The sequence below is a fragment of the Stutzerimonas stutzeri genome (assembly GCF_024448935.1).
GTDB lineage: Bacteria > Pseudomonadota > Gammaproteobacteria > Pseudomonadales > Pseudomonadaceae > Stutzerimonas > Stutzerimonas stutzeri_AO.
The window spans coordinates 43,456-57,057 of sequence record NZ_JAMOIE010000010.1 but is presented as its reverse complement, the minus strand read 5'-3'; the positions used below and the strand labels follow the sequence as shown (position 1 = coordinate 57,057).

Annotated in this window: 13 protein-coding genes; 4 read left to right on the top strand and 9 right to left on the bottom strand. The window is 63.4% G+C overall.

The window, feature by feature from the left end; genetic code table 11:
- Positions 1-127: 127 nt before the first annotated feature.
- The 3 genes from NA637_RS04780 (at position 128) to NA637_RS04770 (ending at position 2,723) form a co-directional block, all read left to right on the top strand.
- Positions 128-1,027: a LysR family transcriptional regulator gene (locus NA637_RS04780; protein WP_256071190.1), complete on the top strand. Its 900-nt coding sequence runs from the start codon at positions 128-130 to the stop codon at positions 1,025-1,027.
- A 1-nt stretch (position 1,028) separates the two neighbouring features.
- The gene (locus tag NA637_RS25645) at positions 1,029-1,475 is read left to right on the top strand and encodes an HPF/RaiA family ribosome-associated protein (RefSeq protein WP_256071189.1); all 447 of its coding nucleotides are present in this window, start codon (positions 1,029-1,031) and stop codon (positions 1,473-1,475) included.
- 81 nt (positions 1,476-1,556) lie between these two features.
- A complete protein-coding gene (locus NA637_RS04770; protein WP_256071188.1) occupies positions 1,557-2,723 on the top strand; it encodes a hypothetical protein in 1,167 nt (388 codons plus the stop codon).
- Positions 2,724-2,793: 70 nt separating this feature from the next.
- Here the strand turns inward: NA637_RS04770 and ispD are convergent, their stop codons facing one another.
- The 9 genes from ispD to NA637_RS04725 all read right to left on the bottom strand — a co-directional run bounded on the left by ispD (position 2,794) and on the right by NA637_RS04725 (position 11,823).
- Entirely contained in the window at positions 2,794-3,498 is a 705-nt protein-coding gene (ispD, locus tag NA637_RS04765; RefSeq protein WP_256071187.1) for a 2-C-methyl-D-erythritol 4-phosphate cytidylyltransferase, read from the bottom strand.
- Positions 3,495-3,773, bottom strand: coding sequence for a cell division protein FtsB (gene ftsB, locus NA637_RS04760; RefSeq protein ID WP_256071217.1), 279 nt, complete (start codon positions 3,771-3,773; stop codon positions 3,495-3,497). The genes ispD and ftsB overlap by 4 nt, the downstream gene beginning before the upstream one ends.
- A gap of 175 nt (positions 3,774-3,948) precedes the next feature.
- Complete coding sequence (eno, locus tag NA637_RS04755; RefSeq protein WP_256071186.1) at positions 3,949-5,238, bottom strand: phosphopyruvate hydratase; 1,290 nt, start codon at positions 5,236-5,238, stop codon at positions 3,949-3,951.
- Positions 5,239-5,271: 33 nt separating this feature from the next.
- Positions 5,272-6,117: a 3-deoxy-8-phosphooctulonate synthase gene (gene kdsA / locus NA637_RS04750; RefSeq protein WP_256071185.1), complete on the bottom strand. Its 846-nt coding sequence runs from the start codon at positions 6,115-6,117 to the stop codon at positions 5,272-5,274.
- The gene (locus tag NA637_RS04745) at positions 6,114-7,745 is read right to left on the bottom strand and encodes a CTP synthase (protein WP_256071184.1); all 1,632 of its coding nucleotides are present in this window, start codon (positions 7,743-7,745) and stop codon (positions 6,114-6,116) included. The genes kdsA and NA637_RS04745 overlap by 4 nt, the downstream gene beginning before the upstream one ends.
- Before the next feature lie 171 nt (positions 7,746-7,916).
- Positions 7,917-9,206, bottom strand: a complete 1,290-nt coding sequence (gene tilS, locus NA637_RS04740; protein ID WP_256071183.1) for a tRNA lysidine(34) synthetase TilS — start codon at positions 9,204-9,206, stop codon at positions 7,917-7,919.
- Between the two features lie 54 nt (positions 9,207-9,260).
- The gene (locus tag NA637_RS04735; protein WP_256071182.1) at positions 9,261-10,028 is read right to left on the bottom strand and encodes a PAS domain-containing protein; all 768 of its coding nucleotides are present in this window, start codon (positions 10,026-10,028) and stop codon (positions 9,261-9,263) included.
- Positions 10,025-10,711 (bottom strand): response regulator, encoded by a 687-nt coding sequence (locus NA637_RS04730; RefSeq protein WP_256071181.1) that lies wholly within the window; start codon positions 10,709-10,711, stop codon positions 10,025-10,027. Before NA637_RS04730 ends, NA637_RS04735 begins: the two co-directional genes overlap by 4 nt.
- Positions 10,708-11,823 (bottom strand): sensor histidine kinase, encoded by a 1,116-nt coding sequence (locus NA637_RS04725; protein ID WP_256071180.1) that lies wholly within the window; start codon positions 11,821-11,823, stop codon positions 10,708-10,710. The genes NA637_RS04730 and NA637_RS04725 overlap by 4 nt, the downstream gene beginning before the upstream one ends.
- Positions 11,824-12,178: 355 nt before the next feature.
- On the opposite strand from NA637_RS04725, the gene NA637_RS04720 reads away from it, so the two are divergent.
- Entirely contained in the window at positions 12,179-13,549 is a 1,371-nt protein-coding gene (locus NA637_RS04720; protein ID WP_256071179.1) for an NAD(P)-binding domain-containing protein, read from the top strand.
- Positions 13,550-13,602: the final 53 nt, after the last annotated feature.

The following is a 13,602-nucleotide window of genomic DNA, read 5'->3' as shown; positions in this document are numbered from 1 at the left end:
GGATGGAAAGTAATACGCAGTGTAGTTTCATCTGTGAATAGGGTTAATAAGCTGAGCGTGGAAACATTGTTGCTGGCCAGGGATAATCGAGGTGCGCCCCTTTGGGCGACTCGCGAAAGGAGCGCCTATGAATCGATGGGAAGGATTGGACGAATTCGTCGCCGTCGCTGAGTGCGGAAGCTTCATGCAGGCCGCAGGGCAACTGCGCGTGTCGTCGTCTCACGTCAGCCGCCAAGTGGCACGCCTCGAGGAACGCCTTCAGGCACGGCTGCTTTATCGCACCACCCGCCGGGTTTCCCTGACCGAAGCCGGGCATACCTTTCTTGCGCGCTGCCAGCGCCTGATCGAGGAGCGTGACGACGCCTTTCACGCAATCAGCGACCTGCATGCGGCGCCCACTGGTCTGCTGCGCATGACAGCAGCAGTCGCGTACGGTGAACGCTTCATCGTGCCGCTGGTGAACGAATTCATGGCGCAGCATCCGCAGCTGAGGGTCGACATCGAACTGTCCAACCGTACCCTCGATCTGGTGCAGGAAGGCTACGATCTGGCCGTACGGCTGGGCCGGCTGAGCGAATCGCGGCTGGTCGCCACACGCCTGGCCCCACGCGCCATGTATCTGTGCGCGGCGCCAAGCTATCTCGAGCGCTACGGCCGCCCGCATACCCTTTCCGAGCTATCGCGACACAATTGCCTGGTTGGCACCGGCGATACCTGGATGCTGCAGGGCGACGGTCGTGAGCAGCCGTTCAAGCCCTCGGGCAACTGGCGCTGCAACAGCGGTCAGGCGGTACTGGATGCTGCGCTTCGGGGCTTCGGTCTTTGCCAGCTACCGGACTATTACGTCCAGGAGCCACTACGCCGCGGTGAGCTGGTGTCCCTGCTGGAAACGCACCAGCCACCGAACACGGCGGTGTGGGCCGTCTATCCGCAACGGCGTTATCCGCTACCGAAGGTCCGCCTGCTGATTCAAGCATTGAAGGACGGCCTCGCAACTCGCCCCGAATATCGGAACGAACGCGATTGAGTTGCGACTGCGCCGCGCGTCCGACTGCCGACTCGAGGCGGAACCCGACTTAACCCACCACGTCGAAATTCTGAAGCCGGTGCCTCCGGCCCTCTGCTTGAGCGTGCCGGCCAATCAATCAGGAGGACATATGCAGATTCTGGTGAACAGCAATCATAGCGTCGACGTGACCGGCAGCCTTGAGGAGCATGCAAAAGCGACGGTCGAGAGCGAACTGGAGCGCTTCGACGATCAGCTGACCCGAGTCGAAGTTCATCTCAACGACGAAAACAGCGGCAAAAGCGGCCCGCAGGATAAGCGCTGCCAGATGGAAGCGCGGGTCAAGGGACACGAGCCCATTTCGACCAGCCACAAAGCGGACTCGCTGAATCTTGCCATTGACGGCTGCGCCGAAAAGCTCAGCCATGCCCTTGCCCATGCGCTAGACAAGAAACTCAACCACCACTGAATGCCGCCTGATGCGACCCGCTGAAGCGGGCCGAGCGAGACAATGAGGAACCGAACCATCTGACCACGAGTGAGGCCGTACATGAACAGAGTGCTCGATCGCGAAACCATGTCCCAGTTGCTGGCAAAACGCGAAGCGCCTTGCCTTTCGCTTTATCAGCCCACCCACCGCAGTTTCCCCGAGCGTCAGCAAGACCCGATTCGCTTCAAGCACCTTGTCCGTGGGCTTGAAGACTCGCTCAAGCAACAAGGCCGTGGCGATCAGGCCAAAGCGCTGCTGAAGCCCTTCCACGATCTGATCGACGATCCCGATTTCTGGAATTCCAACCGCGATGGGCTTGCTGTCTTTGCTGCCGCGGACTACTTCGAGGTATTCCGCCTGCAGCGCAGCGTTCCAGAGCTCGCCGTCGCAAATGACCGTATGCACCTCAAGCCGCTGCTGCGTATCGCGCAGTCGGTCGACCGCTATCAGATATTGGCGATCACGCTGGACTCGGTTCGTCTGTTCGAAGGCAACCGCGACGGCGTTGACGAAGTCCGCTTGGGTGAAAGCGTTCCGAAAACCGTTGAAGAAGCGCTGGGCCGCGAGTTGACCGAGAAAGGTCAGACGGGCTTCCCGCAAGGCTACAGTCGCGCCAGCGAGCGTGGTGATCCGATGCAGGTGGAGAGCGGAGGCGCCGGGCGCCAGGACGAAATCGATCGAGACCGGGAGCGCTTCTTCCGTGAAGTGGATCGCGCGATTCTCGAGCATCACAGCCGCAAGTCGCGACTGCCGCTGATCCTCGCAGCACTTCCCGAGCACCAGTTCCACTTCCGCAAACTCAGCCACAACGAATTTCTGCTGCCGGAAGGCATCGAGAACGATGCCTCGTTACTGAGCCATGACGAACTCCGCCAGAAGAGCTGGATGGTCATGCAGCCGCGCTACATCAAGCGTCTGGAAGGCTTCATCAACCAATACGGCGTGTCGCACGGTCAGGGGCTGGCTACCGATCAGCTTGAGCAGATCGGCCAGGCCACACTCGAAGGCCGTGTGGCGACCCTGCTGGTCGAGGCGGAGCGTCGAATTCCCGGGGTAGTCGACAAGCAGCAAGGCAGGGCAGTCGCGGTGGAAGATGACTCAGCCATGACGCCTGATCTGCTGGATGAATTGACCATATGGACGTTGGAACAAGGCGGCGAGGTAATCTCGGTTCCTACCGAACGCATGCCGACCGAAAGCGGTGCTGCTGCGATCTACCGCTATTGATCGCAACGGCTTCGCCTTCGCTATGCGGGATCAGTCGGCGCTCTGCATAGCGCCCTGAACGGCGCTGGGCTCAAGATTTCCAGCGCTGTTCCAACCACTGAAGATCCTCGGGCCGGGTGATCTTGAGATTGTCGGCACGCCCTTCGACCAGACGCGGGTGGTGCCCCGCCCATTCAAGCGCGGACGCTTCGTCGGTTACGGCAACCCCACTGCCAAGTGCATCCGCCAACGCCTCACGCAGCGATCCAAGCCGGAACATCTGTGGCGTGAACGCTTGCCAGATGACGCTACGATCCACCGTCTCCTGAACGCGCCCATCCGCATCAGCACGCTTGAGCGTATCGCAAGCCGGAACAGCGAGCAGCCCACCGACAGGATCGTCCGCGAGCGTCTCCAATAAATGATTCAGATCCGTGCCTGCCAGGTTGGGCCTGGCGGCGTCGTGCACCAGCACCCAGTCGCCGTCTGAGGCGCCGAGCCGGCTCAGCTCTCGCAGCCCGCCCAGAACCGAGTCGGCTCGCTCACTGCCGCCATCGGCACGCTGAACACGCGGATCTGTCGAGCAAGCGAGATCGGGCCAATAGGCATCATCGCTCGCTACGCACACAACCAGTCCCTTGAGCTGGGGATGGCCTAGAAAGCAATCCAGGGTGTGCTCGAGGATGGTCCTTCCTGCCAACTGCAGATATTGCTTGGGCCGGTCGGCTCGCATACGACTGCCAATGCCGGCAGCCGGGATCACGACCCAGTAAGACGGGAGGTTGTTTGCACTCATTCGGTGAGCTGAAAGAGAGTCTCGCCCTCTTTGACCATGCCCAACTCATGCCGCGCACGCTCTTCTACTGTTTCCATGCCCTGCTTGAGCTCCCTGACCTCGGCTTCGAGAATCCGGTTTCGCTCAAGCAATCGCTGGTTCTCGCCCTGCTGCCCGGCGATCTGCTTGTTCAATCCGCTCACCTGGGCGAGGCTGCCCTCACCCACCCACAGGCGATACTGCAAGCCACCCAGCAGCAAAATCAGGACAACAAACAACCAGTAGGGACTGCGCATGGAAGGCATGGATCGAATTCGATTGGTTTCCAGTGACGTTGTATAAGCGGCGGTCAGCAACATAGTCCGGCTTCCCTTTGCTGGCTAGCGCATCGCCGTGCGGCGACCTTAACAGCGCTGACCGTTTTCCACAAAAAAGGGCGACTGACGCCGCCCCTTTCTAGCATGCTTGGGTTTAGCCGCGGAACTCGGCACGGCCCTTGTAAGCTGCTTTTCCGCCGAGCTGCTCTTCGATACGAAGCAGTTGATTGTACTTGGAGACACGGTCCGAGCGGCACAGCGAACCTGTCTTGATCTGACCGGCAGCCGTTCCCACTGCGAGATCGGCGATGGTGCTGTCTTCGGTTTCGCCGGAGCGGTGCGAGATCACCGCCGTGTAACCGGCGGCCTTGGCCATCTGAATGGCTTCCAGGGTTTCGCTCAGCGAGCCGATCTGGTTGAACTTGATCAGGATCGAGTTACCGACGCCCTTCTCGATGCCTTCCTTGAGGATCTTGGTGTTGGTCACGAACAGATCGTCGCCAACCAACTGGACCTTGTCGCCGATCTTGTCAGTCAGCACCTTCCAGCCAGCCCAGTCGGACTCGTCCATACCGTCTTCGATGGAGATGATCGGGTAGCGCTCGGCCAGGCCAGCCAAGTAGTCGGCAAAGCCAGCGGCGTCGAAGACCTTGCCTTCACCGGCCAGATCGTACTTGCCATTGGCGAAGAATTCGCTGGAGGCGCAATCGAGCGCCAGGGTCACGTCGTCACCCAGTGTGTAGCCGGCATAAGCCACTGCCTCGGCGATAGCGACCAGCGCATCTTCGTTGGATGCCAGGTTCGGTGCGAAACCACCTTCATCACCGACAGAAGTGCTCAGACCACGAGCCTTCAGCACGGCTTTGAGGTGATGGAAAATTTCGGCACCCATGCGCAGGGCATCCGCGAACGTCTTGGCCCCGACCGGCTGCACCATGAATTCCTGGATATCGACATTGTTGTCGGCGTGCTCGCCGCCGTTGATGATGTTCATCATCGGCACCGGCATGGAATACTGGCCAGGCGTGCCGTTAAGGTTGGCAATGTGCGCGTACAACGGCAGGTCCTGATCCTGAGCAGCGGCCTTGGCAGCAGCCAACGACACGGCAAGAATGGCGTTAGCACCAAGGGAGGCCTTGTTTTCAGTACCGTCCAGTTCGATCATGGCGCGGTCCAGCGCCTTTTGATCCAGCGGATCCTTGCCCAGCAGCAAATCCCGGATCGGGCCATTGATGTTGCTGACAGCCTTCAGCACACCCTTGCCCATGTAACGGCTCTTGTCGCCATCACGCAGCTCCAGCGCCTCGCGGGACCCAGTGGAAGCACCGGACGGCACACAGGCGCTGCCGGTAATGCCGTTATCCAGGATAACGTCCGCTTCAACAGTGGGATTGCCACGGGAGTCGAGAACCTCACGCCCTTTGATGTCGACGATCTTTGCCATTTTTATTAACACTCCGTAGATAGCTTCAAGGCTTCAAGCAGTTTCGATTGGCGCAAAATTCTTGATCAGATCATCCAGCTGCTTGAGCTGGGTGAGGAAGGGTTCGAGCTTGTCCAGACGCAGCGCACAGGGCCCGTCGCACTTGGCGTTGTCCGGATCCGGGTGGGCTTCAAGGAACAACCCGGCCAGGCCCTGGCTGAGGCCGGCCTTGGCAAGATCCGTGACCTGGGCACGACGACCACCAGCCGAGTCGGCGCGACCACCCGGCATCTGCAGCGCATGTGTGACATCGAAGATCACCGGATATTGCATCCGCTTCATGATGTCGAAGCCGAGCATGTCGACGACCAGGTTGTTGTAGCCAAATGAGGAGCCGCGTTCGCAGAGAATCAGTTGATCATTACCGGCTTCTTCACACTTGGTGAGGATGTGTTTCATTTCCTGCGGCGCGAGGAACTGCGCCTTCTTGATATTGATCACCGCACCGGTCCTGGCCATCGCAACCACCAGATCGGTCTGGCGCGACAGGAAGGCAGGCAGCTGAATGATATCGCACACGTCAGCCACCGGCTGCGCCTGGTGCGGCTCGTGTACGTCGGTGATCACCGGCACGCCGAAGGTCTTCTTCACGTCTTCAAAGATCCGCATCCCCTCTTCCAGGCCGGGGCCGCGGAAGGAATTGATCGAAGAGCGATTAGCCTTGTCGAAACTGGCCTTGAAGATATAGGGAATACCGAGCTTCTCGGTGACCTTCACATAGGTTTCGCAGATCTGCAGTGCGAGATCCCGGGACTCCAGTACGTTCATCCCGCCGAACAGCACGAACGGCTTGTCGTTGGCGATCTCGATACTGCCGACGCGAATGGTCTTCTGGCTCATGCCTTGCCCGCCTTGTAGTCCAGCGCCGCTTTGACGAAGCCGCTGAACAGCGGATGCCCGTCGCGAGGCGTGGAGGTGAATTCAGGGTGGAACTGGCAGGCCACGAACCAGGGATGATCCGGCGCCTCGACCACTTCGACCAGCGCACCGTCACCGGATCGACCGGTGATCTTCAAGCCGGCCGCCTGCAACTGCGGCAAAAGGTTGTTGTTCACTTCATAACGATGGCGATGGCGCTCGATGATGCGCTCCTTGCCGTAGCAGGCGAACACATTGGAACCCGCCTCAAGGCCGCATTCCTGCGCACCCAAACGCATGGTGCCGCCCAGATCCGACGCGTCGCTGCGGGTTTCTACAGCGCCAGTGGCGTCTTCCCATTCGGTGATCAGGCCAACGACCGGATGGGTGCTGTCCTTGTCGAACTCGGTGGAATTGGCGTCGGTCCAGCCCAGCACATCACGGGCGAACTCGATCACTGCGACCTGCATGCCGAGGCAGATGCCCAGGTAGGGAATCTTGTTCTCGCGGGCATATTTGACCGTGGCAATCTTGCCTTCCACGCCACGCAGACCGAAACCACCCGGAACCAGAATCGCATCCATGCCTTCCAGCAAGCTGGTGCCCTGGTTCTCGATGTCTTCGGAATCAATGTAGCGAAGGTTCACTTTGGTACGACTCTGGATGCCAGCGTGGCTCATTGCCTCGATCAGAGATTTGTAGGCATCCAGAAGTTCCATGTACTTGCCGACCATGGCGATGGTGACTTCCTTCTCGGGGTTCAGCTTGGCATCCACCACGCGATCCCACTCGGAGAGGTCGGCACCGCCACACTCCAGGCCAAAACGTTCGACCACGAAGTCGTCCAGGCCCTGGGCATGGAGTACGCCCGGGATCTTGTAAATAGTGTCGACGTCTTCCAGGCTGATCACCGCACGCTCTTCGACGTTGGTAAACAGTGCAATCTTGCGCCGCGAAGAGATGTCGATCGGATGGTCGGAACGGCAAACCAGCACATCCGGTTGCAGGCCGATGGAACGCAGTTCCTTGACCGAGTGCTGGGTCGGCTTGGTCTTGGTTTCCCCGGCGGTGGCGATATAGGGCACCAGCGTCAGGTGCATCAGCATGGCGCGCTTGGCGCCGACTTCGACGCGTAACTGGCGGATCGCTTCAAGGAAGGGTTGCGACTCGATGTCACCGACGGTGCCGCCAACCTCTACCAGCGCGACATCGGCATCGCCGGCGCCCTTGATGATGCGCCGCTTGATCTCGTCAGTGATGTGCGGAATGACCTGAATGGTCGCGCCCAGGTAATCGCCACGGCGTTCGCGGCGCAGTACGTCTTCGTAGACGCGGCCGGTGGTGAAGTTGTTGCTTTTGGTCATCGTGGTGCGGATGAACCGCTCGTAGTGACCCAGGTCGAGGTCGGTCTCGGCGCCGTCATGGGTGACGAACACCTCACCGTGCTGGAACGGGCTCATGGTGCCCGGATCGACGTTGATGTAAGGGTCCAGCTTGAGCATCGTGACCTTCAGGCCCCGCGCCTCCAGGATGGCCGCCAATGAAGCCGAGGCGATGCCTTTCCCCAATGAAGAAACAACACCACCCGTGACGAAGATGTAGCGCGTCATGAAAAACCCTAGAAGTCTGCGTTAAGCGGTCAGCGCCGCCGGGGAAAAGCGAAGGCGCCATTGCGCCAAAGGCGGCAATAGCGGAACTGCCACGGCTTTCGAAGAAAGCCGCAGAAGCTGTGTTGGGACGGGAGCGTAGTCTACTGGAAAGGCCCTATCAGCTCAAACTCCTTAGAAGTCCGCCATGCACCAGTAGAGGGCATAGCGTCCCGCACTCAGTTGCGGCAGATTGGCCACCGCGATGAGCTCTCCGTCGCAGAACAGCAACGGCAGGCGAGCGCGTGCAAAGCCCGGCACGCCAGCCTCGTTCAGCAAACGCTTGAGATCGCGGCGACCGCGTCCGGGCAGTTGAAGCGCTTCCCCGCCCCGCCGATACCCGACCTCAAGCCTGCCCGCAGGCAATGCACCCTCCAATCGAAGCCTGCCGTTGCCGGGCAGCATCAGGCTGACAGCGGGGGCCGGCCAATCGATCGGACCGACAGGCCGCTCCAGCCAGCACTCGGGCAACCACCAGATCCGCCCCGCCCCACGCTGTATTTCGCCACCCGCCAGACGCCATCGAGGAGCGGCATCCGGCCTCGCGTCTCGCAGCGAAACCCAGCCTGCCCAGTGATCTTCATCCGGCGCCAGCGTCAGGCCAGCCAGCCAGTGACGCAGCGCGTTGCGTTGACGCACCGGGGTCAGTGCACGCAGTGGCGGCAGGGCGAGACTGGGCAGCGGCAACCAGTCGAAGCGGCTGGCGCCTTGCGCCGCGCCCAGATCCTGCACCGCCAGCTCATCCAGCAACACCTGCGCCTCGGCCATCCGCGCGGCCGTGCGGGCCATGCTCGCAGCCGCCTGTGGCCAGCGCTGCCGCAGGACCGGCATGACCCGCTGACGCATGTAGTTGCGCGAATGATCGAGGCTCCGGTTGCTCGGGTCCTCGATCCAGTCGAGCCCATGGCTGCGCGCATAGGCCTCCAGCTCGGCCCGCGCAACGTCGAGCAACGGGCGCAGCAACCGGCCCGGCGCCAATACCCGTTCGGCCGGCATCGCTGCCAGCCCGCGCACGCCGGCGCCGCGCAGCAGGCGGAACAGCAGGGTCTCGGCCTGGTCGTCGCGGTGCTGGCCGGTCAGCAGCAGCTCGCCCTCGCCCAACTGGTCGGCGAACGCGGCATAACGCGCCTCGCGTGCGGCCCGTTCCAGGCTGGCACCCGCCGCGACCTGGACCCGCACCACCTGCAGCGGAACCTCCAGCCGCTCGCAGACGGCCCGGCAGTGCGCCGGCCAGTCGTCGGCGACGGCCTGCAGGCCGTGGTGCACGTGGATCGCGACGATCGGCGGCAGCGCGTGGCGTTCGCCCAACCGCGCCAGCGCATGCAGCAGCACGCTCGAATCCAGGCCGCCGGAAAAGGCCACCCACCATTTGGGCGACGCCAGCCAGGGAGCGAGTGCGCGAAGCAGACGGGATTCGAGAGACATGCGGATGGATTCGATAGGGACTTTGGTGCCCAAGCATAAGCCAGAAACGGACGGCTACGCAGAGGCCAGCACCACGCCCTCGAGCCCCAGCACTTCGCCATTGGCCGCGTAGATGCCGTTGCCGTGTTCCCGCACCCGTTTCTCCCGCCCGTCGGCGCACAGCAGCCGGTAGTCGAAGACGAACGTCCGCTGTTCGTTCAGGCCGGCCTGGACTTCGGCCCAGACATGCTCGCGGTCGGCCGGGTGGATCAGGTCGCTGAAGGTCAGGCTATGGCTGTCCAGCAACTGCTCGGGCCGGTAGCCGGTCAGTTCCAGGCAGCCGGCACTGACGTATTCCATGCTCCAGTGGCGGTTGTTGCGACAGCGATAGACCATCATCGGCAGCCCGTCGAGCAGGTTGCTCAGGCTGCGGTGGCTGGCCTGCAGGGACTGGCGCCGCTGCATCTGCCCGGTGATGTCGCCCAGGCTGACGACGAAGCCGCCGATTCGGCGCCGCAGGCGTGCCTCGACCCAGCGACGCTCGCCGCTGCAGGTGAGATAGCGCAACAGCAGCACCTCCGTCTGCGCCGGGCGCAGCTGTCCCAGCGCCTGGGCCCAGGCCTGCACGTCTGCGGGATGGAGGAAGCTGGCCAACGGCCGCCCCAGGCAGGGGCGGGCCCGGTGGCCGGTCAGTTCCCGCCAGCCGCTGTTGAGCTGGCGAATGCAGCCGTCGCCGTCCAGCCGCGCCAACGCCAGCGGCAATTGATCGAAATCACCGGACTCGGTGCGCAACGCCTGGCGCAACCAGTCGAACACCCCGTACGCCGCCGATGGAGAAATCATGGACGCTCCCGGTTCGGCGAACGCGCCGCCTGCTGGCCGAGGAAACCGCCACGATGGGCCCAGGCCGCCAGTTCCAGCCGCGAATGCAGGTTGAGCTTGGTCAGCAGATGGCGCACGTGGATCTTCACCGTGCCGTCGCTGATGCCCAGCTCACGGGCGATCAGCTTGTTGCTCAGGCCTTCGGCGATCAGCGCCAGGGTCTGGCATTCGCGCTCGGTCAGATCCTGCGCTGCGGCCCTGTCGGGGCCCGGCGGTGTCACGCGCTGCTCTTCGGCCAGCAGCCGCATGAGCCCCGGCTCCAGCGTGACCCGCCCGCGGGTGCAGCCCTGCAGGTAGGCGACCAGTTGCTCCGGCTCGGTGTCCTTGAGCACGTAGCCATCGGCCCCGCCACGCAGCGCGGCCAGCAGGTCGTCCTGGGAGTCCGATGCGGTGAGGACGACGACCTGGCTGTCCGGCTGCATCCGCTTGAGGGCGGCGAGGGTTTCCAGGCCGCTCATGCCTGGCATGTGCAGATCGAGCAGGATCATCGCCGGCGCCAGCCGCTGCGCCAGCTCGATACCTTCCGGACCGGACGCCGCCATGCCCAGCACCTGGAAATCCGCCACCGCGCCGAGCAGTTCGGCCAGCCCGCAGCGCAGCAGCGAATGATCGTCGATGAGGATCAGCGTCAGCGGCTCGCTCATGCGCCTCTCCATAGCAGCCGCACGCAGGTGCCGCGCGGCTCGCCCTTGCCGAACTCCAGCCGCGCGTCGATGCCGGCGGCCCGCTCGCGCATGATGTGCAGGCCGAAGTGGCCACTTTCCGGCAGCTCGTCCGGCAGGCCGATGCCGTCGTCCTCCACCCGCACCTCGACGCCGCCGCCCGACCGCGCCAGCAGGCTCACCTGCACGCGGCGGGCATGGGAATGGCGCACCACGTTGGCCAGCGCCTCACGGATGATCTGCAGCACCTGCAACTCCGCCTCCGGCGTGATCAGGCCGGCGTGGATGCGGTTGTCCAGTTCGAAGACGCAACCGCTGCAGCGGGCGAACTCGTCCACCGAGGCCTGCACGGCCTCGTTCAGCGTGCGGCCGTCCATGGTCAGGCGTGCCGAGGCGATCAGCTCGCGCACCTGGCGGTGCAGCAACTGCAACGTGCCGCGCAGTTCGGCGAGCATCGGCTGCGCCGCAGACGGCTGCTCCGACGTGACGAGCAGCGCCTGGATACGGCTGGCGCGAATCTGCAGGTAGCTGAGCTGCTGCGCCACCGTATCGTGCAGCTCTCGCGCGAGCATGGCCCGTTCGGCGGCCAGTTCGCGCCGCTGCCGGCGGCGTTCGCCGGCCAGCGTCTGCAGGGTGTCGCCGAGCAGCAGCCCGACCTCGCGCACGCGGTCACGCTGGGCCTGGCGCGGCGGACGTGGGAAATCCACCAGCAGCGCGCCGGACTCGCCGGCGTCGGCGCTGATGCCGCAGATCAGACGCTGGCGCCCGCTACGCAGGCAACGCGCGCAGTTCATCAGCCCGCCGCCCGGGGGCAGCCGCGACGGTTCGGCCCGCCATGGACAGCCGTTCTGGTCGTTGCAACCCGACGCCGCCCCCAGTTGCCGCCAGCCTGCTGCGCCTTCGCCCGGCAACAGCAACGACGCATGTTGTGCGCACAGCTCGCGCTGCAGGGCTGCCAGCAGCTTCAGCAGCGGCTCGACGCTGCCCGGTTGGCGCAGCAGCCGCAAGGGCAGCTCGCGCAGCAGCCGTTCACCGGATGCGGCATCACGGTCACGCAGCCAGGACCATGGCCAGTTCACCAGGGCGTTGCGCATGGTTGTCTGCGGCGGCATCGGCTCTCTCGGTTGCGGCTCGGGGTCATGCGCAGCGGAGCAAGTTTCATGCCCCGCACGAGGGAAGCGCCAGGAAGCCGGGAAACACCATCAGGAATTTATTTTTCTCAACGAGAAATATCGTCATCGTGGTCGCCGCCGCGCGACAAACGCACCAGAACGAGGCCGCACGGGCCTTTGCCGCTTTCTTGCGGTGCCGCTCCGAGGCCCTGCGCAAGGTGAGATACCCCAAAGAGGATATGCACAGGAGGAGAGTGGCAGGCGGGTCGGGCTGAATTACCTTCGCTGCACCACGGCATTTCCGGCGGATGTCCAGCCGACACTTCAGGAGAACGACATGACCCAACGCATCGCCATCATCGGCGCCGGCCCCTGCGGGCTGGCCCAACTGCGCGCCTTCCAGTCCGCCGCGGCCAACGGCGCGGAGCTTCCCGAACTGGTCTGCTACGAGAAGCAGAGCGACTGGGGCGGCATGTGGAACTATACTTGGCGCACCGGCCTGGACGAGCACGGCGAACCGGTGCACGGCAGCATGTACCGCTACCTCTGGTCCAACGGCCCGAAGGAATGCCTGGAGTTCGCCGACTACACCTTCGACGAACACTTCGGTCGGCCGCTGGGCTCCTACCCGCCGCGCGAGGTGCTCTGGGACTATATCAAGGGCCGCGTCGAGAAGGCCGGCGTGCGCCAGTACATCCAGTTCAACACCGCCGTGCGCGGCGTCGTCTTCGACGAGGCCAGCGGCCAGTTCGAGGTCACCGTGCACAGCTACGACCAGGACCTGACCCGCACCGAGCGCTTCGACTACGTGGTGGTCGCCAGCGGCCATTTCTCCACGCCGAACGTGCCCTACTTCGAAGGCTTCGAGAGCTTCGCCGGACGCGTGCTGCACGCCCACGATTTTCGCGACGCACTGGAATTCAAGGGCAAGGACGTGCTGGTGGTGGGCAGCAGCTATTCGGCCGAGGACATCGGCTCGCAATGCTACAAGTACGGTGCGCGGTCGATCACCAGTTGCTACCGCAGCGCGCCGATGGGCTACCAGTGGCCGGAGAACTGGGAGGAGAAGCCGCTGCTCAGCCATGTGAAAGGCAGCAGCGCGTTCTTCGCCGACGGCAGCAACAAGCACATCGACGCCATCGTCCTGTGCACCGGCTACCGGCACCACTTTCCGTTCCTCGCCGAAGAGCTGCGACTCAAGACCGATAACCGCCTGTGGCCGCTGAACCTCTACAAGGGCGTGTTCTGGGAAGACAACCCGAAACTGATCTACCTCGGCATGCAGGACCAGTGGTACAGCTTCAACATGTTCGACGCCCAGGCCTGGTATGCCCGCGACGTGATCCTCGGGCGTATCGCCCTGCCCGACCGCGGCCATATGCGCGCCGAGGATCTGGCCTGGCGGCAGGAGGAGGAAACCCTGGAAACCGCCCAGCAGATGTTCGAGTTCCAGGGCGAGTACATCCACCAGCTGATCGAGGCCACCGACTACCCGAGCTTCGACATCGCCGCGGTGAACCAGACCTTCCTCGACTGGAAGCACGACAAGTACGAGGACATCATGGGCTACCGTAACAAGTGCCACCGCTCGCTGATGACCGGCACCCTGGCCACGCCGCACCACACCCCCTGGCTGGAGGCGCTGGACGACTCGCTCGAGGCCTATTTGGCCGAGAGCCCGATGCCCGGCATCAAGGCGGTGGGCTGAGGCCTCGAACCCAAGGAGCCGGCTTGCCGGCGATCGCTCGGCAACGTCCCGGG